Here is a 21,688-nt window from a genome sequence, read left to right on the forward strand (position 1 = left end):
AAAAAGGATGCCGTTTCAATCGGGGCTAGGCTATTTTGTGTCATTATACCTAATTATCAAGGTCTGTATGGGTTTACCTAGGTAAGTCTGTTAATGGGTTGTGTTTTAGTATGATATGTTGTATTTCAATGTGAAATCTCACGTTTATTTCTGACTGTTTATAACACATGATCGATTAGGTATTTAGATTTCCAATAATTCGAATTCCAAAAAAATTAAAAATACTTATCTTGCTCACTACTTAGAAAGAACATAGCAAATGAAGAAACTAGCATTACATTGGAAGATTATTATCGGAATGGTTTTAGGAGTCATATTTGGCTTTATAATGAATTCTATAAATGGTGGAAAGGGGTTTGTATCAGACTGGATAGCTCCTTTCGGAACCATATTTATTAATCTTCTAAAGCTTATTGCCGTGCCTTTAATTTTAGCTTCTTTAATTAAAGGAATTTCAGATTTAAAAGATATTTCTAAAATTAAATCCATGGGACTACGTACCATTGGGATTTACATAGCCACTACTTTAGTGGCTATTGTTATCGGTTTAAGTATAGTTAATGTCGTGAAACCTGGAGAAGGTATGCCTCAGGATACTATCGAAAAAATTAAACAAAAATACGAGAACGATGCTGGAGTTACCGATAAACTCATGAAAGCAAGCGCTCAAAAAGATGCCGGGCCTTTACAAGCTTTGGTCGATATATTTCCGAGTAACATTTTTCAATCCTTTGCCGAAGCTTCTATGCTTCAAATCATATTTTTCGCCCTATTTGTTGGTGTTTGTTTGTTATTAATAGGCGAAAAGAAAGCCAAGCCTTTGGTGGATTTTTTCGATTCCCTCAACGATGTGGTCATGAAAATGGTAGATCTTATCATGCTTTTTGCACCTTATGCGGTTTTCGCATTATTAGCAAATGTTATTATTGCTTTCGACGATGTAGAGATTTTAATAAAACTGCTTTTTTATGCTTTCTGTGTGATAGGCGGCCTTTTATTAATGATTTGTTTCTACCTACTTTTAATAGGGGTGTACGTAAAAAAATCACCCATGTGGTTCTTAAAACAAATTAGTCCGGCGCAATTATTAGCCTTTTCTACCAGTAGTAGTGCTGCAACACTTCCTGTAACCATGGAGCGTGTTGAAGAGCATTTGGGAGTTGATAAAGAAGTGTCTGGTTTTGTACTGCCTGTTGGAGCTACTGTAAATATGGATGGAACCAGCTTGTATCAAGGTATTGCGGCGGTTTTTATCATGCAGGTTATTTGGCCAGAAGGCCTAACATTTTCAAATCAATTGGTTATTATCGCTACAGCTTTGTTAGCTTCAATAGGAAGTGCTGCCGTACCAAGCGCAGGTCTAGTGATGTTGGTTATTGTGTTAGAATCAATTGGCTTTCCTGCGGAATTATTACCCATTGGAATCGCTTTAATTTTTGCGGTAGATCGCCCTTTAGACATGCTTAGAACCGTAGTAAACGTAACTGGTGATGCTACAGTTTCCATGTTAGTAGCAAAATCTTTAGGAAAGCTACATGATCCTAAACCTGAAGAATGGGATGATAATTATGAGGCGGTTAGGTGATTTTAAAAGTTAGAAATTAAAAGTTAAAAGTGGAAAGTTAGGAGTAAGCGATAAGCCGAAAACTAATACCCAACACTCATTCAATAATAAATTATAAATATTTCTATGCTTTATGCAGAAGGCAATATGTTATCAACTAATAAACAACAACAAATAACCAGTAACCAAAATCCAACACCCCTTCAATAATAAATAGGCAATAATAAATAATCAATTTCAACGCTCATGTCCGATAAAATAACATTAACCGATCCTGTTGTTTCTGTATCTTGGCTTAATAGTCATTTGGATGCATCAAACTTGGTAATTTTAGATGGCACCATTGCTAAAGTGTTTACGGCGGATTCAAAACAAATCCCGAAGGCGCGTTTTTTCGATATCAAACAAAAATTTAGTGATACTCAAAATGAATTTCCTAGCGCCTTTCCTTCTGAAGCTCAATTTCAAGAAGAAGCTCGGCTTTTAGGTGTTAATTCCGATAGTGCCATTGTGGTTTACGATGATAAAGGTATTTATTCCAGTGCCCGTGTTTGGTGGTTGTTTAAAGCTTTTGGTTATAATAATGTGGCAATTTTAGATGGTGGTTTTCCGGAATGGAAAAAAATGAACTATACCATAGAGCCCGCTTCAGCATATCAGGGTGAAAAGGGTAATTTTTCAGCAGAATTACAGCCAGGTTTTATGCAGTTTTTTAACGATGTTAAAGCGGCTTCCGAAAATAAATCACACACCATTATAGATGCGCGTTCAGCAGCAAGGTACCAATGTGAGACACCAGAACCTCGTGAAGGTTTGCGTATGGGCACGATTCCTAATTCTGTGAATTTACCTTTTACGGATTTATTATCCGATGGAAAATTAAAGTCTACATCCGAAATCAAAGAGGCTTTTCAAAAATTAGCAAAAAAAGACGATCCGATTATCTTTTCTTGTGGTTCCGGGATTACCGCTTGCGTTTTAGCTTTGGGAGCTACGATGTCCGATTATAAAAACATATCGGTTTATGATGGCTCTTGGACGGAATGGGGGAGTTTGGTTGATGGCTAAACCTTTGTATTCTAATTTTATTTCTGGGGTGATATGCTTGACTCAGACCATTTTTCATGTTGGTCCAAGGCGTTGATATAAGTCACTTTTGCAGCGTACTACTTCATTATTATTAAAATATTTTTTCTTAATTAGTTAGGTTGTTTAAACTCTTTAAACAGCTGTTTTACTGTTTTATGCAGTTCATATTTTTTCGAATACCATTTATGTTTTGTTGGCCACTATTGTAATTTTAGTTGCATACTTAACGCACTAAAACCTGTTTGTTACTCATGTAGCACTTGTTGAGTTCATTAATAAAAGTGAATTTTCAAACGGTTTAGTGGACATACAGATGAACAATGGAACGCTTAACAATAAAAGACATTATTAGTAAAATTGGTCAAGGGAAAACCTTTGAAGCAGTTTCTTCAGATTACGCTTTTACCATTAAAATCGATAAATATGTACCTTATGTATGTGCCGCGATACACGATGGCCATCAGTTTAGAAAGGAACTATGGGATAATTGTATGCATACCGAGTATGAGCGCTGGTATGAAGAGGACCCAGAAACGAAAAGCATGATTCATTCCCATCCCATTGTAATTGCAGGCTGTGATTCTAGGTTTGAATACGACTTAAATCGGGCACCAGAAGAAGCTGTTTTTGAAACAGCTTGGGGAAAAAAACTTTGGTTTAAGCCTTTGTCTAAACGGATGAAAGCTAAAAGCTTACGCAAACACGCGAACTTTTATAAGGTAGTACATCAATTAATCGAGGCTTTAGAGGCTAAATTCGGATTTTGTACAGTGTATGATATTCATAGCTACAACTGGAAACGTTGGGAAAGAGATGTACCCACTTGGAACATAGGTACCGCCAATATTGATACTTCACGATTTAAAAATGCTATTAAAAATTGGCGTAGGATGCTTTCTAATATCAAATTTCCTTATAAAATTAAATCCACAGCTAAAGTGAATGATACTTTTCAAGGGAATGGCTATTTCCTTAAATACATTACAACACATTTTAAGAATACTTTAGTTCTTGCAACCGAAATTTCGAAGATTTATGTAGATGAGAAAAAATACATCACGTTTCCCGAAATTGTTAATACCGTAGAAGAACAACTTAAAGTCGCTTTGCCTAAAAATGCGCTAGAAAACTATAAAAACTATTCAAATTCATGATTAGAGAAAATTATATAGATTCCAATATTTTAGAAGGTATTTGCGCCGATTTAGACTCAGATAGACCAATTAATGAGGTTTTACCTAAAAATGGCATTCTTCATATCGATAAGCTTTTACCTTTTATTTGTATTTATAGATTTGATAAAATTGATGTTTATTTTTCAAGGTTAATAAAAACGCAGGCTTCATATATCATTGCCGACGAAACGCTTAATCTATCACATTTAATAGAAGCGATTCGCCTCATTATGGAAAAGAAATTTGAGGCATTCTTAATCCTAGAATTTTGGCCAGACAACAATCCAGATGCCACTGAATTCAAGATATTTTGTCCGAAAGTAAAAGATCCAGGAACACTTAATGCGCTTCAAAAAGGTTTCGAGTCCTTAAATAGTGCTTATCCTAATATTTCGTGTCGTATGGAGGTTGAAAAAATGCGTCACCCGAAACATTTGGAACCTTTATTAAATGATCGAGCTTCCAAGAAAACAGGAACCTTGATTTTAGGAATTATGGTGCCAGTGATTTACAAAAACTCCAAAACTAACGAATTGTATTCCTTGTTTTTTAGGGAATTTTACACGGTATTTTCTGAAACTGTAAAGCGAGCTGCTTATGAGTTTATACGAATTCAAAATGCCGATGACTTCAAAAATTATCTTATGCTTGGGAAAACCCATGTCGATGCGATTACAAGACAAGCAGATGAAGATTTGGCTTCAATAAGTTCGGATATGTATTTTCTATTACGAACAACACCGGTAAATAGCAATGAAGAATGGGAGAAATTTGTAAAAAACGATTTTAAAAAGGAACCCAGTTTTAAATACCGATTGATTGCTTTAGATCCTGAATTAAAAAAACGGAAACTTTACGAAATCCCTATCGATAAAATTGAAGACCCGACCATTGCCTTTATTTTAAGAGGTAAACGCTTGGAAATAGAAAAGCAACTTATCATGTTGGAGGAGCGTGGTACAGAAAACTTTCTGCACTTAAGCAAAAGCTTGTATGGTTCTATTCAACCCGATGTTTTGGAAGCAGCTGAAAAAATATTAACGACCTACCCAAAAGCTTCAAGCGCCTTGCAAGGAAAGCGTTACAACAGCTACCAATTTGCTCAATATGCTCAAGAAGAATTGGATTATTACAGTGAAAAGTTCCCAGACATGGAATTAAAAATTGAAATTAGAGATGATATTGCTGGTATTATGGTTTCAAAATCAAAGTTATTAATGAATGATCAAATGACTTTAGATACTAGGCGATGCGATGCTTTAATTCAGCATGAAATAAGCACGCATATTTTAACCTATTGTAATGGTAAACAGCAACCTTTACAACAAATGTACGAGGGGTTCGAGGGATACGATCAATTTCAAGAAGGTATTGCAGTAGTTACCGAATACCTTGTAGGTGGTTTAACTGTAAATAGATTGCGATTGTTGGCAGGTCGTGTGATGGCTGTAAATGCTATGATTTCTGGTGCTACATTTATTGAAACCTTCCAACTTTTAAATCGTAATTATGGATTTTCGGAATACGTTGCCTTTAATACGGCCATGCGTGTGTATCGTGGTGGTGGATTAACAAAAGATGCGGTATACCTTGCGGGAGTTCTTGATGTATTAAAATATTTGAAACAAGGCGGAGCGCTTGAAACCCTGTATACCGGAAAATTTAATGTGCATCATATTAAAATTATTGAAGAACTTTTGAGTAGAAAAGTGCTTAAAGCACCTGTGTTGCCCAGGTTTTTAGAGCGAGAGGCTGTTAGGGTTAGACTTAATCGGTTGAGGAAAAATGTAGAGATTACCGAGTTAATAAATTAAGTTTTACAGTTAACTCGTCTTGTTTAGGAGTTTTACCTTTATTGGTATCAACGATTAAGCTAAAACATATGAAAATTGCATTTATAATAAACGATCACCAAACGGAAAAGGAAAATTTTACAACCCCTGGTTTGGGATATGCAGCCTATAAACGCGGACATGAAGTCTATTTTATTGCTGTAGGAGAATTGTCATATGCTTCACAAGGGCATTTGTCTATTCGTTGTAAAACCATTAAAGATTCAAATTTTAATACCCAAGAAACGTATTTTAAAGCTGTTCAAAAACAAGACTTTACTAAAGTAAGTTCGGAAGATTTGGATGTGCTGTTTTTAAGAAACAATCCTGCAGATGAAATTAATAAGCGCGATTGGGCTCAAAATGCAGCTTATATTTTTGGTGAGATTGCCATGCGTAACGATGTTCTAGTGCTTAATCATCCTAGTAGCTTAGCTAGCGCAGTTAATAAAATGTATTTCCAACATTTTCCTGAGATTTTAAGACCGAAAACCATTGTAACTCGAGATCATAATGAGATTAAAGCCTTTTTTCAAGATCAAAAGCAGAAAATGATTTTGAAACCTTTACAAGGGTCTGGAGGTACAAATGTTTTTATGATGGATAAAAAAAATGAACACAACTTAACACAAACTATTGATGCTATTTGTAGAGATGGCTTTGTTATAGCTCAGGAATATTTAACTGAAGCCTCTAAAGGTGATATTAGATTATTTATGGTTAACGGAGAGGCTTTACAGGTAGATGGAAAGTATGCTATTATGCAACGTGTTAATGCTTCAGGAGATATTAGAAGTAATATTCACGCTGGAGGTAAACCGGTAGCCGTGAAAATGAACGATCAAATTATGGAACTTGCCGACCTGGTTCGTCCAAAATTGGTTCAGGATGGTATGTTTATGGTGGGCTTGGATATTGTAGGTGATAAACTCATGGAAATTAATGTATTTAGTCCAGGAGGGTTAAATATAATTAGCGACATGTATGACGTTGATTTTTGTACCCCTGTTATAGAGGCTATAGAGAAAAAAGTATATTACAAAAGTATGTATAAAGATTACTTGTATAATTCTAGATTAGCAACCCTTTAGTTAGTTTCAGATTAATCTAAAAACTTAGCTTTTAACTCGGGCGTGGGAATCATGCAGCTGTCTTTTTTACCGTACCATTTATAACGATTTTTTGCAATAAAATCGTAAACAGCGTTTCTAATAAAGGCAGGGACGATTAAAAACACGCCCATTAAATTTCGTGGAAACCCTAATTTTAACGCCACTTTTAAAGCTGCGGTAGATTTGTAGCTAATGCCTTTTTCAGGGCTGTAGAGTAGGATAGAGTCCGTTTTTTCGGTGTCAATGTTATAAGCTTTAATAATTTTTTTGCCAATCTCACTTTGTAACGCCGCAAACATAAAACGGTTGTCCTTATCGTGTTTTATAACATATTTCACACTGCTGTCACAGAGGTTGCAAACACCGTCAAAAAGAATAAGTTGTTTATGTTTTGGTAAATCTATCATTTTTTTGCTTCCACCAATTCTAATTGGTCTATACTCACATTAGTCGTGAAAATGCCATAATTCACAACAGCTTTATTTTTTTCAATTTTATCAATAGTACCAATAGAACGGCCATCTTCCATGCGTACGCGATCGCCAAGTTTTAAGGTTGGTTTAGGTTTAGGCGCTTCAATAGCTTTTTGCTTAGCGACTTTTTTCTTTTGTCGAATCACTTCAACCTTCTTTTCAGCTTCTTGCTTCACTTTTTGCACTTTGGCTTTTATGACCTTCTTTTGCTTAGCTGAAACTTTTTTACGCTTCGAATTTTCTATTTGAACCACTTTAAAAAGCTCCGACATTAATTCGCGTTTCTGCTTGTTTTCAAAGTATTTTTCGGCAATATCATTTACTTTTTGTCCTAAGTAAATTAAACGCTGATTACTATCATACAATTCTTGGTAACTTTCTAGTTTCTTTTGAATTTTAGCATTTATTTCTTCTAACTTATCAGCTTCCTCGAGCTTTTTCTTTTCGTTTAACTTTAACGACTGACCTGTTTTTTCAAGTTTAGAGCGTTCTTTTTGAAGTTTCGCTATCGTAGCATCAAAACGTACTTTACTACGCTCAATCTTCTTTTTAGCACGGTTTATTAATCCGTATGGAATACCATTTTTCTGCGCGACTTCAAATGTAAAACTACTTCCGGCCTGACCGATAACCAATTTGAATAAAGGCTCTAAAGTGCGTTCATCAAAAAGCATGTTAGCGTTAAGCATGTGTGGCATTTCATTAGCCAGAATCTTTAAGTTGGAGTAGTGGGTAGTAATAATTCCAAAGGCCTCACGATGGTAAAATTCTTCTAAAAAGGTTTCAGCAAGGGCACCACCAAGTTCTGGGTCAGAGCCTGTTCCAAATTCATCAATAAGAAATAGTGTGTTTTTATTACACTTTCTTAAAAAATAATTCATTTGTTTTAAGCGGTAACTGTAAGTACTTAAATGATTTTCAATAGATTGATTATCACCAATATCACTTAAAATTCTATCGAATAAACATACTTTACTTCGTTCGTGAACTGGAATTAACATCCCACTTTGAAGCATAACTTGAAGTAAACCGACTGTTTTTAATGTGATACTTTTTCCTCCAGCATTCGGTCCCGAAATCACAATAATACGACTGTCTTGTTGGAGTTCGACGGTTTGAGGAAATGTTTTTTCGCCTTTCTCTAAATTGTTTAAATAGAGTATCGGGTGGTAGGCATCACGTAAAAACATGCTTTTTTCATCCGAAATCTCTGGAAGTATTGCATTTAACGATCTGGCGTATTTCGCTTTCGCGGAAATGACATCGATATCAATTAAAAAGTTCTGATAATCGTTTAGTAAAGGTAAAAACGGACGAATATAATCGGTAACTTCCTTTAGAATACGAATGATTTCTTCATGTTCCTCATATTCTAAATTATTAAGTTCTCTGGTGTGCTGAAGCGTGGTTTCTGGCTCGATATAAACAATACTCCCTGTTTTACTACCACCCATAATTGATCCTCTAACCTTACGACGATACATGGCTTTTACCGCCAAAACACGCTTGTTGTCTACCACCGATTCTCTAATATCGTCTAAGTATTCTAATCCGTGATAGGTGTTTAAGGCCGAACTGAAACTGGCATTGATTTTTCCTTTAACTTTATTAATCGACTGTCGTAATTCCTGTAGTAAAGGGGATGCATTGTCTTTGATGTCTCCAAAACGATCGACAACGCTATTAATTTTTTCAATAAGCAGTTTGGTAACTTCTATATGCGAAGCAAACTGATATAAATTAGGATAGTATTCCTCAAACTTTTTTAGAAAAATAAGGATATCGTTAACTGTAACCGACATGGCTACAATTTTTTTTAACCCATGAACTTCTAAAAAGGTGTTTTCTATTTTTAAAAGCTTAAGCTCTTTGGTAATGGCATCAAAGCCGTGATTTGGAATGCGGTTATCGTTATAAAACGAGGCCACATATTCATGTGTTAATTGTAAAGAAAAAAGGAGTTCTTCTTTTATTTTATATGGTGAAATTTCTAAAGCTTTTTCATGTCCAAGTGGCGTAACACAATGTTCGCTAACTTGCTGTAAAACGGTTTGAAATTCTAAATCTTGTAATGTTTTTTGATGAATATGAATCATGCGTAATGTTTGCCTCACTTGTTTTAAGGATTGCAAAGTTAATCAATCTGTTTGAGAAGATTTTAATGAATTTGAATCTCGGTAAACTGTTAATTAACAGTGTGGTATCGGTAATTAACAAAACACTAACACATTGGAGTCTAAAATATAAATACCTTGAAACTCGACAAAAGTGTCATCAATCAAACTTCAATCAGTGAGTTAAGGCTGTCTAAAATGTGATATCTCTGTTGTGTTGAATTTGTCGAAATATCCTCATATACCTATTTTTATAGGGGTTTCGACCGGGTTAACTTGACAAAACTAAATTAAAAGACATTTAGATGGCCTTTTTAAATGAATTTCTGGGAATACTTTGTTAAAAAGCGTTTAACCATGAATGGTTTCACTTTTTCCGTAGTTTTGAATCACTTCCGCTTCAAAATCAATGAGTTCTTTCCAGCGTTTTTCAACATCGACACCTTGACCGTATTGACGTGCAAATTTTAAAAAAGTTGTGTAATGACCGGCTTCACTAATCATTAAATCATGATAAAACTTTGAAAGTTCGGGGTCTTTAATTCTTTTAGAGAGTAGTTTGAAACGTTCGCAGCTTCTAGCTTCAATCATCGCCGAAAATAAAAGCCTATCTACCATAGATTGCACACGGTTTCCGCCTTTATTCATAAACTTATAAAGCTCATTAACATAACTGTCTTTACGCTCACGCCCTAAAGTGTAGCCTCTTTTCTTTATGATATCATGAACCATTTGGAAGTGCTCTAATTCTTCTTTAGCCAGTTCCAAGAGTTCGGTAACCAAATCGGTATGCTCAGAATTTAATGTGATAATAGTTATGGCATTCGTAGCAGCTTTTTGCTCGCACCAAGCGTGGTCTGTTAATATTTCTTCTATGTTAGATTCTACAATATTAACCCAGCGTGGGTCTGTTGCTAATTTTAAACCAAGCATATCTTTTTTTTGTAAAAGTAGGAATTTTAATTTTTTGTTATTCTAGTGAAGTTGGAAATCTACAATGGCATTGTAGCATTAAAACAGATTTCTGTATCCCAAAGCATCATAAACTTAACTGATGTAATTCCAAATGTTTTTAAACCTAGTAAGCTGTTTGTAGGTGTTTAATACCACTTGGTTTTCTGGAAGCGCCAATTTAGGGTCTGTTTTCAATAGGTTTTTTGCTTGATGTCTGGCGTGTTTTAATATGTCGTTATCCTTGATGATATCTGCAATTTTTAAGTTTAAAACGCCACTTTGTTGGGTGCCCATAATATCTCCCGGACCTCTTAAACGTAAGTCAACTTCGGCAATTTCAAAGCCGTCATTGGTCCTAACCATGGTTTCCATGCGGGTTTTGCTGTCGGCACTAAGTTTGTGCCCCGTCATTAAAATACAGTAACTCTGTTCGGCACCACGCCCCACACGTCCGCGTAATTGATGTAATTGCGATAAACCAAAACGCTCGGCACTTTCGATAATCATAACCGAGGCATTAGGAACGTTAACACCAACCTCAATAACCGTCGTGGCTACCATAATTTGTGTTTCACCTTTAATGAACCGCTGCATCTCAAATTCTTTATCGGCTGGTTTCATCTGGCCATGAACAATGGAAATTTGATATTTTGGCATAGGGAAGTCTCTCGCAATACTATCATAACCATCCATCAAATCTTTATAATCCATTTTCTCGCTCTCTTGAATAAGCGGATATACAATATAAATTTGTCTGCCCTTATCAATTTCATCTCTAATAAATCGGAATACATTCAGGCGATTTTTATCGAAGCGATGCACCGTTTTTATAGCCTTTCTTCCTGGAGGTAATTCATCGATTATAGAGATGTCTAAATCCCCATAAACCGACATGGCTAAAGTTCGTGGAATAGGGGTAGCGGTCATCACTAAAATGTGTGGTGGGATGGAAGCCCCTCTAATCTCCCCAGAAGGGAGACTTTTTAGTTGCTTTTCAATATAATCTAAAACATTATCAATGTCGCCGGTTATTTGTTCATTGGTAAACCTAATAACTTTAAAACCTATTTCATTTAAAATTTTAGTACGTAAATCATCGGCTTCTTTTTGTTCAATCGTGTTGTGATAACCGCCATCAACTTCAATAATTAGATTTTTTTCAATACAGATAAAGTCAACAATAAATTCATCAATGATATGCTGTCTTCTAAATTTTAAATCGAGTTTTTTACCTCTTAAACATTCCCATAAAATTTGTTCTGCTTGAGTGCTGTTTTTTTTGTTTTCAGATTGAAGTTCCTTTAATAATTTATAAGTTGAAGGTCTGGCCGTCATGTATTTTTGAAGTACCTTTTTGGCTTCCTCCCTTTGGGAGGATTGAGGAGGGCTTGTCGGGCCCTTCCGCCATAATTTACTTCTTTGAGCAACTCCAAAACGGTGTTGTTCGTCGACAATAGCAAGGCCTAAATTTTTAAATTTCACCTTGTCTTCAAGAAGGGCGTGAGTGCCAATTAAGATTTGTAATTCACCATTTTCTAGCGATTCGTGAATTTTTCGTCTTTCTGAAGTTTTACTTGAACCAGTAAGCAGTAAAATGCTGATATTTAATGGTTTACATAGTTCTTGTAATCCGTTATAGTGTTGGACTGACAAAATTTCAGTTGGGGCCATTAAGCAGGCTTGAAAACCGTTGTCAAGTGCCATGAGCATTGACATGAAGGCTACAATGGTCTTCCCAGAACCCACATCACCTTGTAAAAGGCGGTTCATTTGCGCATTGCTCCCTAAATCGGCACGAATTTCTTTTAAAACACGCTTCTGTGCACCTGTCAAATCGAAGGGTAATTGCTCGCTAAAAAAGGTGTTAAAGTAGTCACCTACTTTCGTAAATGGGAGTCCTTTTATTTTCGATTTATGCACTAAATTTTTAATAATTAATTGCAGTTGAATGTAAAATAATTCTTCAAATTTTAGTCGAAATTGTGCCTTAGAAAGTAGCTCCGAACTCTTAGGAAAATGCACATTAAAAAGCGCCGATGATTTGCTAATTAAGTGTAATTCTGAGCGCATATTTTCGGGTAAAGTTTCGGCAAATTTTCCGCCAGAATCGATAAATAATTGCTGCATGATTTTACATAAAACCCGATTGCTTATTCCTCGATTTGATAATTTTTCGGTAGATGGATATACCGGTTGCATGGCCGAACGAATATTTTTTTCATGCTCTTCTACTAGCTCTAAATCGGGATGCGCCATACTGAATTTATTTCCAAAGGCGTTGCATTTCCCAAAAGCGACATAAGGTTTGTTTGCTTTTAGGCTCTCACGAATCCATTTTTGTCCGCGAAACCAAACCAATTCCATTGTGCCTGTGTCATCCTGAAAGGTCGCGACTAGTCGTTTGCCTCGTTTTTGAGCGACTTCCTTAAAACCTGTTATTTTGCCAATAACTTGAACTTCAGCATTGGTTTGCTGTAATTCATTTATTTTATAATAGCGGGTGCGGTCTATGTATCTGTTTGGAAATAAATTGATTAAATCCTGAAAGGTATGTATGCCAAGCTCCTTGCGTAATAAATCGGCTCGACTCGAGCCTACGCCTTTTAAATAATCTATGGGAGTTTGTAGGTTTACAGACATAACGAGGCGAATTTAATCAATAAAAATAAAATGAAAACCCTTATTGAATTCTTAATATCTGGATGATTTTTGAAATTTTATTTTGAGAATTTAGAAGATTAATGAATTTTAACTAAAAGCATTAAATGTTTGTTATTAATTCTATAGCAATGGTTAAATTTGTTGTTCTTAAAAATAGACGATTTTAAAGTTAGATAGATTGATGAGAAAACTCAACGAATTTATATGGGAAACGCATGGTATTCATGCGGGTACCGAACAAGATCACGTAAAGCATGGTATCGATAAACTAGAGGATATTATTGATAAAGCCATTGAAGCGAAAAACCCAAGTATTACTTTTATTATTCACTCACCGCGTTTAACAAATTTTAGATATACGGCTGAAAAAGATACGAATGTTAAGTTTATTCGTGGAAACAGATCTTATTTAAACTATCCCAAACGTATAGCTAATTTACGTAAGAAATACGCTGGGAGAATCAATATAAAATTTGGTGTCGAGCTGGAATGGATGGGGCCAGACTTAGGTTTACAATGGAGTCGTTCTAAGATTTTTCAAGCGGAAGATGCCGATTACGTTATTGGATCGGTACACTTTGCTCCTGAAGGTTTACCTTATGATGGATCGAAAGAAGAGGCTGAAGAACTGCTGAAACTTAGAGGAAGTTTGGAAGCGTATTGGGATGGTTATTTCAATGAAATGATTCAAATGATTGAATGTTTTGGAGATATGATTCAAATTATCGGACATATCGATTTGCCAAAACTGAATGTGGATATGCCGGAAGCGCTTGTTAATTTTGAAACGAGCTCGCATCCTTTAGCTAATAAGTTTAGAGCGCTTTTAGAGCTTATTGCCGATAGAAACCTTTCTTTAGATGTGAATATGGCAGGGAAGTTTAAAGGTGTTGGCGTATATCCTGTACAAAGTATTTTACGTCGTGCGCACCAATTGCAAATTCCGGTTTGTGTTGGTACCGATACGCATCACGTACGCTACTATGGCTTAAATTACAAGGAAAGTTTAGAATATATACAGGAAGCAGGTTACGAGAGTTATGTAAGTTATTCGAAGCTTATCCCTGAAAACCGTACGATTTACGACGATCATGAACTAAAGGTAAAATATACCGTTTTAAACAAGGGAATTGAGTTGTTAAATCAGCGATTAGATGACACAGAACGCCGTATTATTCCAGATTTCTCATTTGGAGGCTCTTTCTCTGAGTTTGTAGATTTATACAAGAACTCAACAGGGATGGGCGATTATAACGCCATTCGTATTAGAAAATGGGGTAAATCCATTACGGTTACTAACGAAATTCCTAAAATGTCTGGAAAGAAAGTCAATGGTTTGTTTTCAGAGCATTTAGATCAGCCAGGTGTTATTTCTTCATTGTTTAATACTTTGGCTTCCGAAGGGATTAATGTGGAAACAGCACGTTTAAGATCGAATAAAAACGGTACGGCAGAGGCTTTTCTTTCACTAAGTGAAGGTAATGGCAATGTTAAAAGTGCTATCGATTTTATAAATGGTACCGATTCGGGAACGTTTAGTAATTTGACGTATAAGGAAAACGCTGAACTACCAAACTACTACCGCGAAGGTGTTTATTTGTTAGAAATGGACGGCGTGGCTTTAAATTTAGCATTAAGCGAAAAAGTGATCCTAACAAAGCATAATAACGCTCCAGGGGTTCTTTTAATATTGCTTTCGGCCTTAGCGTCTAAAAATATTAATATCGCCGATTTAAGGTTAGGACATTTAAATAATGTAGGGTATTCTGCTATTGCTGTTAAAGGCGATAGTCATGTAATACGAAACTTATTGACTAAGCTTGGAGATCAGTATTACGAAGCGAATTTAATAGAGTTTCATAGTTTTTAAGTTATCTTTCTAAGCTAGTATAATTAAATAAAAACACTTTCTATGGTTTAAAAATCAAAGAAAGTGTTTTTTTTTGCTTATAGAATAATCAATCAAATAAATATCGGCTTATTAGCGATAATTAGAATTGATAATGTATTCAAAATGAATCATATATTATAATTGTTTTAATTGTTTTTGAATTATAAGGCTCCATTTTTCAATAGATTCTAGTTCGCCACTTAGCTGATAATTCAAATCTAAATTATAAAACTCCAAGTTAACTTGTTTTGTGCTGTTATTTGTTGGTAAGAGCACTAAATCAAGCCGTTCTAAAGTGTTATTACCTGAAGTTTTTTTAGAGATGTGACAATCCTTAATGTTCGAAAGATCCACACACAGTTGTTCTGTTTCGTCTTTTACGTTCTTTTGAAAAAATATAAGGTTTTTAGTTTGGTCGATGCCAATAATACAATAATCTAAAACTTCGTACTGACTAATATCGCTATGTTGCTGTTTGGCCAGTTCTTTTATTGAGTTAAGTAATTGTTTTACTTTATTTTTTCTGTTTCTGCTTATTAAAGCGAATGGCATAGCACATAAGGCTATGCATACAATGCTTATTATGATTGTTCCTAAATCCATTTTTAATGTTTTAATTTTTTACAATAATGATGTAGGCAATGCAAAAATTTGCAATGCCTAAAAAGGTGTTATTAATTCCTTTGTGTTTTAATTAGAGTAAGAAATTAATTACCAGAAGTTATGGAAAGGAAAAATAAGATCGGTTTTTCTATACCGAAGCAATATATTTTTAAAGTAGGTTTGATACTGTTTGAAATTAGCATATAGGCGCCATTCATTTGGGAGTATAACAGCCCAAAAGCTTTCAAAATCTTGATTAAGTTTAAAACTTAAATTTTCGGTAATCCCCGAAAATGTTGTTTCTGAAACTGGAGTGTGAAAACAAAGCGTATTTGAAGCTGAAGTAAACGCTTTTTCGTGCGTTGTATCTGTTTCAATACTTTGATTGTAAGAAAATGGCGTTTTTGGAATAGAAAAACTAAGCCCGAAACAATAAATGGTAACGAGCAGCAAAACTTGCCAAATGTAGTTCTTGTTTTTCAGCTTTAAATATTTGTGTTCCCCGAAAGTACTTGGTTGACTTCAGTTAAATTTTCCTCATCATCTAAAACAACGACCAAAACATCGTTGGCTTTAATAACGGTTGAACCCCCAGGGCGAATATATTCACCTTGCCTTTTAATCATCACGATAAAGGCTGATTTAGGGAAGTGCAAATCTACAATTCTTTTATCAACAGCATTGAAATATGGAGAAATTTTAAACTCTTTTAACAATGATTTTGGGAGTTCTAATATAAACTTCTCTACTTCGGTTATCTTTTTCGATTCTTCGGGCAGCGCAACATGAAGCCATTTAGCGACAACAGATAAAGTTGTACCTTGAATAAGAATTGAGGTTACAGAGATAAAAAATACAATATTGAAAATGGTATTGGCCTTATCAATTCCAGCGAGCAAAGGATATGTGGCGAATACAATTGGAACAGCGCCTCGCAACCCTACCCATGAAATATACAAGCGTCTTCTCATTTTCATTTTAAAAAACATCAAACTTATAAGTACGCCTATAGGTCGAGCAATGAATATTAAAAATAGCGAGATGAGTATGCCTATACCAAAATAAGGGATAATTTGAGAAGGGAATACAAGTAAACCTAATGTAAGGAATAATACAATTTGCATGAGCCATGCTAAGCCATCAAACATTTTTAAGATGGTTTTTTTGTGTATGAGATCCTGATTTCCTAAGTAAACAGCACAAATGTAAATGGCAAGAAATCCGTTTCCGCCAACAAAGTCTGTTGCCGAAAAAGTTATAAACATTAAAGCGATTGCTAATACAGGGTAAAGTCCTTCAAAATCTAGTTTTATTTTATTAATAACATATTTACTTAATATACCAAAACCAAAACCTAATGCGCCACCTAAAATCATTTGCTGTAAGAACATGGGGATTATGGAAATAAAACTTTGATCTTGATTGACAACCAGACTTAAAAAAGCTAAAGTTAATACATAAGCCATCGGATCATTACTTCCGCTTTCAAGCTCTAAAGTGGGTCTGAGATTGGTTTTAAGAGCGAGATTTTTAGATCGTAGGATTGAAAAGACTGCTGCGGCATCTGTAGATGATACAATAGAGCCTAAAAGTAAACTTTCATAAATTGTAAAATCTGTAACAAGCCATACAAAAGTACCAAGCGAAACGGCTGTTAATAAAACACCTAGAGTTGATAAAGCAATTCCTTCTTTAAGAATGGGTTTAACGGCATTCCAATTGGTGTCCAGACCACCAGAAAACAAAATAAAATTAAGCGATACAATGCCTATAAATTGAGCTAATTTTGGATCGTCAAAATTAATACCACCAATACCATCCGATCCCGCTAACATACCTATGCCTAAAAAGAGTATTAAGGTAGGAACACCAAATTTATAAGACGTTTTACCAAATATAACACTAACAAAAAGCAATAAGGAGCCTATTAAGAGAATGTTTTCAATGGTAATATTCATGTTTTGAAGCGCTTTGGAGGTTAGGTAGCCACATCATTGGCTAATCTTTTTATACTTGCAAGTTAACAAAATGTATTTACATCATTTTCATTCAATAAATTTAAACTGAGATCATTTTGAGTCTTATTCTAAAGTAAGGTGCGTTATATTGAAACTTTAAAGCTCCTAAGGATTCAAACGACATTATTCAAAAAACTTAAAGGGTTGCATTAAAATTAAATTCTGAATCGGCTATTTTTTTGTATGTTTATTTCTAAATGATGTCAATCGGAATTTATCTCAGATGCTCATAATCTTTGATTTTTCAGTATATTGAGATTCAGTGCCAAACACAGCATGACGATTGTTCTTATTTTAGTAAACCATTGTTTTCATCCTTAGGTGATAGCATGTATTGAAAACTAACACATATTAAAAATGAAATTAAATCAAACATACGTTCTAATGGTGTTTTTAACCGTTTTTTTTGGGTGTAATAAAAATTCAGAAAAACAAATTATCAATATTCAAAAAGGTAAAGTTGGAATGGTAGGTTATGGTTCTTTAATGTCAAAAAATAGTATGGAAAAAACCTTAAGAAGAACCTATCAAGATTCTGTTTATCTTGTTCATCTTGAAGGTTATCATAGGTCTTGGAATGCCTCTTATTCCGTAATTAACCCTAATAGAGATTTCTTTTATCTACGAAATGAAGATTCCATTCAAATACATAATGTGTTAGCGTTGAATATAATAGAGTCTGATAACGAAAAAATGAATTGTGTGTTGTTTTTTATTACACCTGAAGAATTAGCTGAATTTGATATACGTGAAGAAGGCTATAACAGAATAGATGTAACTGATAAAATTAATGAATATGAGTTTAAAGGAGGGGAAGTTTATGCCTACAAAGCAGATAAGGAACATACTTATAATTTTGAACTCAAGGACAATACCGTTTTACCAAAACCATATTTTGAATTGGTAACGAAGGCTTGTGATAGTATTGGTGTTGAATTTAGACAAGAATTTGAATCATCAACAAAACACCTCGATAAGGTTATCATACTACCAGATAGTGATGTTATTAGTATTGATAAATAAAAAATATAAGCTAACACTGCGTTTAATTAATTGTGTTCATTTTGGTTTATAACACCTTTAACAAGTCGTAATTTTATAAAAATATAAATAGCCGATTCAGTTTTTCTTCGTTACGGAGACATTAAAATTCTGAATCGGCTATTTTTTTTGTATGTTTATTTCCAATTGAAGTCAATTTGAATTTATTTCAGAATTTCAATATCTAACTCAGAATTGGTATTAAACCTCATCTATATAAAAGTATTGTAGCCTCATCCTATATGAATCGCAACCTATTCTTTTTTTTTCTACTAACGACTTGTATTTGTTTTTCACAACAAACCCAAATTGTCGATTTTAAACAAGCTAAAGCCGAAATTTCTTTTGGTGATCTAATACTCAAGGAAGTTAAAGGTACTGTGCTTTATAAGTTTGATATTCTAAAAGACACCGATTCCATTTTTCTAGATGCTAAAGGCTTTAAAAGTATAACAGCTGTTTTAAATGATGATGTCCAGGTAGGAACTTACAATGGTGAGCGGCTTATAATTAACCATCAATTTAAAGCGAATACATCTTATTCTCTAAAGATTATCTGGGAAGCACGTCCGAAAAAAGCTTTATATTTTATCGATTGGGAATATATTGATGGTAACCGTCAAATTTGGACTCAGGGTCAGGGGAAATACACCAGTAATTGGTTTCCGAGTATCGATGATATGAATGAGAAAATCGAATTTGATTTAAGTATTACTTTCGATAAAAATTATGAAGTGATAGCTAACGGCAAGCTTACCGATAAAACTATTTCGGGGCCTTTAGCCACTTGGCATTTTGATATGACTAAGCCCATGTCGAGTTATTTGTTAGCCTTTGCTATTGGTAAATATGACAAAAAAACAACACTTTCAAACAATGGCATTCCGTTAGAAATGTATTATTACCCTACTGATGAAGAAAAGTTCGAACCGACCTACCGTCATACTCTGCAGATTTTCGAATTTCTACAACGAGAAATAGGTGTGCCTTTTCCGTGGCAAAATTACAAGCAGATTCCTGTTAAAGATTTTCTGTATGCCGGTATGGAGAATACTAGTGCTACGATATTTTCTGATGCCTTTTTAATTGATGAAACGGCATTTGTAGATAAAAACTATGTGAATGTTAATGCGCACGAGTTAGCACATCAGTGGTTTGGTGATTTAGTTACTGAAACATCAGGAACACACCATTGGCTTCAAGAGGGCTTTGCGACCTACTATGCTTTGTTAGCGGAACGGGAGGTTTTTGGAGAAGAATATTATCAGTACAAACTTTATGAATACGCTCAGGAATTATTAGATCAAGACAGGGCAGGAGCAAGCACGGCCTTATTGGATCCTAAATCGAGTAGCACCACTTTCTATAAAAAGGGCGCCTGGGTCTTGGTTTTACTAAAAGATAAGGTAGGCGAGAAGGACTTTAAAAAAGGGGTTAAAAATTATTTGTGGAAGTATCAGTTTAAAAATGTTGAAACCCAAGATTTTATTTCTGAAATTGAAAAGGCTAGTGGTAAAGACTTAACGGAGTTTGTAAACAAGTGGCTGAAATCTTCGCAGTACCATTATAATGATATTGAAAGTTATCTAAGGAAAAATTTTAAAGGCTATAAGACGTTTTTAGATTTGGATTGCGATAAATCGGCCGAAGATTGCCAGAAGTTTATACAAGCTTCAGGAAACAAATATCAGAACGCTGAAGTGATTCGCTTACTAAAAGGAAATATTACAAAATCAGTTTTTAACCTAAAATCTATTAAAGAGAGGCAGGCCGTGGCTTTATCCGTGTCAACCATCACTTCAGCTGAAAAAGCAGATTATGAAACCCTGCTTCAAGATAAGTCTTACGCTACCATAGAAGCGGCTTTATTCAATTTATGGCGTAGTTTTCCGAATGATAATGCTTTATATTTAAAACAAACCAAGGATATCGTTGGTTTTAACGATAAAAACGTGCGTATTCTTTGGTTAACTTTAGCATTGATTACAGATGATTTTGAACCCCTAAATAAATCACGTTATTTTGACGAACTCACCGATTATACCAGTCCGAGGTATAGTTTTGAAATTCGTCAGAATGCCTTTGCATATTTGAATCAGATTCAAGCTTGCAGAATCTTGTGTTTAGATAATTTGCAACAGGCAACCACGCATCATAACTGGCAGTTTTCAAAATTTGCTAAACAAATGTTGAAGCAGGATAAATAGGGTTAAGGATCATTTTATAATACAAAATTTAAAAATTTGAAAGCATTAGTAATTTCTGGAGGCGGTAGTAAAGGCGCATACGCAGGTGGTGTGGCAGAGTATTTAATTAAGGAAGAAAAACGTGAATACGATTTGTATTTAGGTACTTCTACGGGTAGTATGCTTATTCCGCATTTAGCGGCCGGTAAAATAGATGAAATACATGAAGTTTTCACGAATGTTAATCAGTATAACATATTTAGTGTAAATCCTTTTATAGTGCGTAAAAAAGGCGATCGAGAGTTTGTATCTATCGACTTTATAAATTCTCTTTGGCAATTTATAAAAATGAAACGCACCTTTGGAGAAAGCAAGGCTTTAAGACGTTATTTTAGGAAGCATTTCACAAAAGCGTATTACGATCAAATTAAAGCGACCAAGGAGGACGTTGTGGTAACCGTGTCTAATTTATCTAAAAACATCGCCGAATATAAATCTATTAAAGACTTTAGTTACGATGAGTTTTGTGATTGGGTTTGGATTTCGTGTAACTACATACCATTTATGTCTTTGGTGAAAAAAGACGGTTTCGAGTATGCCGATGGAGCTTTTGGTTGTGTGGTGCCTATTCGAGAGGCGATTTTAAGAGGTGCTACAGAAATTGATGCGATTATCTTAGAATCTGAAAACATGCAGTACAATAAGGTTTTAGGGAAAAACCCGTATTCCTTAATGTTAAATCTTTTTGGTCACCTTTTAGATCAAGTAGAACGCAGTGATATCTTAATTGGAAAATTGGCGGCAAAAAATCGTGGTGTGAAGTTAAATCTTTATTATACGCCGTCACGATTAACTGAAAACTCCTTGATTTTTAATAAGAAACTCATGACCGATTGGTGGGACAAGGGGTATGAGTATGCTAAAGAAAAGTGTAAAGCAGCACAATCAAATGAATTACGAATGGATAAATAAGCT

General features: G+C 34.7%; 16 protein-coding genes. 9 read left to right on the forward strand and 7 right to left on the reverse strand.

The features are described from left to right. Positions 1 to 259 precede the first annotated feature (259 nt). The 5 genes from A6I66_RS08990 (at position 260) to A6I66_RS09010 (ending at position 6,751) form a co-directional block, all read left to right on the forward strand. Complete coding sequence (locus A6I66_RS08990) at positions 260 to 1,585, forward strand: dicarboxylate/amino acid:cation symporter (RefSeq protein WP_067148017.1); 1,326 nt, start codon at positions 260 to 262, stop codon at positions 1,583 to 1,585. A 225-nt stretch (positions 1,586 to 1,810) separates the two neighbouring features. Continuing rightward, the gene (locus A6I66_RS08995) at positions 1,811 to 2,632 is read left to right on the forward strand and encodes a sulfurtransferase (protein ID WP_067148019.1); all 822 of its coding nucleotides are present in this window, start codon (positions 1,811 to 1,813) and stop codon (positions 2,630 to 2,632) included. Between the two features lie 341 nt (positions 2,633 to 2,973). Continuing rightward, complete coding sequence (locus A6I66_RS09000; RefSeq protein WP_067148022.1) at positions 2,974 to 3,807, forward strand: N-formylglutamate amidohydrolase; 834 nt, start codon at positions 2,974 to 2,976, stop codon at positions 3,805 to 3,807. Next, complete coding sequence (locus tag A6I66_RS09005) at positions 3,804 to 5,642, forward strand: flavohemoglobin expression-modulating QEGLA motif protein (protein ID WP_067148025.1); 1,839 nt, start codon at positions 3,804 to 3,806, stop codon at positions 5,640 to 5,642. The genes A6I66_RS09000 and A6I66_RS09005 overlap by 4 nt, the downstream gene beginning before the upstream one ends. Positions 5,643 to 5,710: 68 nt before the next feature. Continuing rightward, entirely contained in the window at positions 5,711 to 6,751 is a 1,041-nt protein-coding gene (locus A6I66_RS09010; protein WP_067148028.1) for a glutathione synthetase, read from the forward strand. Between the two features lie 11 nt (positions 6,752 to 6,762). Here A6I66_RS09010 and A6I66_RS09015 read toward each other — a convergent pair whose 3' ends face one another. The 4 genes from A6I66_RS09015 to A6I66_RS09035 form a co-directional block, all read right to left on the reverse strand. Continuing rightward, positions 6,763 to 7,179 (reverse strand): thiol-disulfide oxidoreductase DCC family protein, encoded by a 417-nt coding sequence (locus A6I66_RS09015; RefSeq protein ID WP_067148031.1) that lies wholly within the window; start codon positions 7,177 to 7,179, stop codon positions 6,763 to 6,765. Next, positions 7,176 to 9,341: an endonuclease MutS2 gene (locus tag A6I66_RS09020; protein ID WP_067148036.1), complete on the reverse strand. Its 2,166-nt coding sequence runs from the start codon at positions 9,339 to 9,341 to the stop codon at positions 7,176 to 7,178. Before A6I66_RS09020 ends, A6I66_RS09015 begins: the two co-directional genes overlap by 4 nt. Before the next feature lie 369 nt (positions 9,342 to 9,710). Then, the gene (gene miaE, locus A6I66_RS09030; RefSeq protein WP_067148041.1) at positions 9,711 to 10,292 is read right to left on the reverse strand and encodes a tRNA-(ms[2]io[6]A)-hydroxylase; all 582 of its coding nucleotides are present in this window, start codon (positions 10,290 to 10,292) and stop codon (positions 9,711 to 9,713) included. A 114-nt stretch (positions 10,293 to 10,406) separates the two neighbouring features. Continuing rightward, positions 10,407 to 12,953 carry a DUF559 domain-containing protein gene (locus A6I66_RS09035; protein ID WP_067148044.1) on the reverse strand — a complete coding sequence of 849 codons (2,547 nt, stop codon included), beginning with the start codon at positions 12,951 to 12,953 and terminating at the stop codon, positions 10,407 to 10,409. 202 nt (positions 12,954 to 13,155) lie between these two features. Between A6I66_RS09035 and A6I66_RS09040 the strand changes: the two genes are divergently transcribed. Next, positions 13,156 to 14,844, forward strand: coding sequence for a histidinol-phosphatase HisJ family protein (locus tag A6I66_RS09040; RefSeq protein WP_067148047.1), 1,689 nt, complete (start codon positions 13,156 to 13,158; stop codon positions 14,842 to 14,844). 156 nt (positions 14,845 to 15,000) lie between these two features. On the opposite strand, the gene A6I66_RS09045 is transcribed toward A6I66_RS09040, so the two are convergent. The 3 genes from A6I66_RS09045 to A6I66_RS09055 all read right to left on the reverse strand — a co-directional run bounded on the left by A6I66_RS09045 (position 15,001) and on the right by A6I66_RS09055 (position 17,426). Continuing rightward, complete coding sequence (locus A6I66_RS09045) at positions 15,001 to 15,468, reverse strand: hypothetical protein (RefSeq protein ID WP_067148049.1); 468 nt, start codon at positions 15,466 to 15,468, stop codon at positions 15,001 to 15,003. Between the two features lie 108 nt (positions 15,469 to 15,576). Then, positions 15,577 to 15,921, reverse strand: a complete 345-nt coding sequence (locus tag A6I66_RS09050) for a hypothetical protein (protein WP_067148051.1) — start codon at positions 15,919 to 15,921, stop codon at positions 15,577 to 15,579. Positions 15,922 to 15,953: 32 nt separating this feature from the next. Further along, entirely contained in the window at positions 15,954 to 17,426 is a 1,473-nt protein-coding gene (locus A6I66_RS09055) for a potassium/proton antiporter (RefSeq protein WP_067148054.1), read from the reverse strand. Between the two features lie 417 nt (positions 17,427 to 17,843). Here A6I66_RS09055 and A6I66_RS09060 point away from each other — a divergent pair, with 417 nt between their 5' ends. The 3 genes from A6I66_RS09060 to A6I66_RS09070 all read left to right on the forward strand — a co-directional run bounded on the left by A6I66_RS09060 (position 17,844) and on the right by A6I66_RS09070 (position 21,685). Next, the gene (locus A6I66_RS09060) at positions 17,844 to 18,509 is read left to right on the forward strand and encodes a gamma-glutamylcyclotransferase family protein (protein ID WP_067148057.1); all 666 of its coding nucleotides are present in this window, start codon (positions 17,844 to 17,846) and stop codon (positions 18,507 to 18,509) included. Between the two features lie 260 nt (positions 18,510 to 18,769). After that, on the forward strand, positions 18,770 to 20,734 hold the full coding sequence (locus tag A6I66_RS09065; RefSeq protein WP_067148060.1) for a M1 family metallopeptidase: 1,965 nt from the start codon (positions 18,770 to 18,772) through the stop codon (positions 20,732 to 20,734). Between the two features lie 36 nt (positions 20,735 to 20,770). Then, positions 20,771 to 21,685, forward strand: coding sequence for a patatin-like phospholipase family protein (locus A6I66_RS09070; RefSeq protein ID WP_067148064.1), 915 nt, complete (start codon positions 20,771 to 20,773; stop codon positions 21,683 to 21,685). Positions 21,686 to 21,688: the final 3 nt, after the last annotated feature.

Source organism: Pseudotamlana agarivorans (assembly GCF_001642835.1).
Classification (GTDB): Bacteria; Bacteroidota; Bacteroidia; order Flavobacteriales; family Flavobacteriaceae; genus Pseudotamlana; species Pseudotamlana agarivorans.

Coding starts and splice junctions, on each gene's coding strand:
- A6I66_RS08990 (WP_067148017.1), top strand. CDS start 260: ATGAAGAAACTAGCATTACATTGGAAGATTATTATCGGAATGGTTTTA.
- A6I66_RS09000 (WP_067148022.1), top strand. CDS start 2,974: ATGGAACGCTTAACAATAAAAGACATTATTAGTAAAATTGGTCAAGGG.
- A6I66_RS09005 (WP_067148025.1), top strand. CDS start 3,804: ATGATTAGAGAAAATTATATAGATTCCAATATTTTAGAAGGTATTTGC.
- A6I66_RS09015 (WP_067148031.1), bottom strand. CDS start 7,179: ATGATAGATTTACCAAAACATAAACAACTTATTCTTTTTGACGGTGTT.
- A6I66_RS09010 (WP_067148028.1), top strand. CDS start 5,711: ATGAAAATTGCATTTATAATAAACGATCACCAAACGGAAAAGGAAAAT.
- A6I66_RS09040 (WP_067148047.1), top strand. CDS start 13,156: ATGAGAAAACTCAACGAATTTATATGGGAAACGCATGGTATTCATGCG.
- A6I66_RS09060 (WP_067148057.1), top strand. CDS start 17,844: ATGAAATTAAATCAAACATACGTTCTAATGGTGTTTTTAACCGTTTTT.
- A6I66_RS08995 (WP_067148019.1), top strand. CDS start 1,811: ATGTCCGATAAAATAACATTAACCGATCCTGTTGTTTCTGTATCTTGG.
- A6I66_RS09055 (WP_067148054.1), bottom strand. CDS start 17,426: ATGAATATTACCATTGAAAACATTCTCTTAATAGGCTCCTTATTGCTT.
- A6I66_RS09065 (WP_067148060.1), top strand. CDS start 18,770: ATGAATCGCAACCTATTCTTTTTTTTTCTACTAACGACTTGTATTTGT.
- A6I66_RS09020 (WP_067148036.1), bottom strand. CDS start 9,341: ATGATTCATATTCATCAAAAAACATTACAAGATTTAGAATTTCAAACC.
- A6I66_RS09045 (WP_067148049.1), bottom strand. CDS start 15,468: ATGGATTTAGGAACAATCATAATAAGCATTGTATGCATAGCCTTATGT.
- A6I66_RS09035 (WP_067148044.1), bottom strand. CDS start 12,953: ATGTCTGTAAACCTACAAACTCCCATAGATTATTTAAAAGGCGTAGGC.
- miaE (WP_067148041.1), bottom strand. CDS start 10,292: ATGCTTGGTTTAAAATTAGCAACAGACCCACGCTGGGTTAATATTGTA.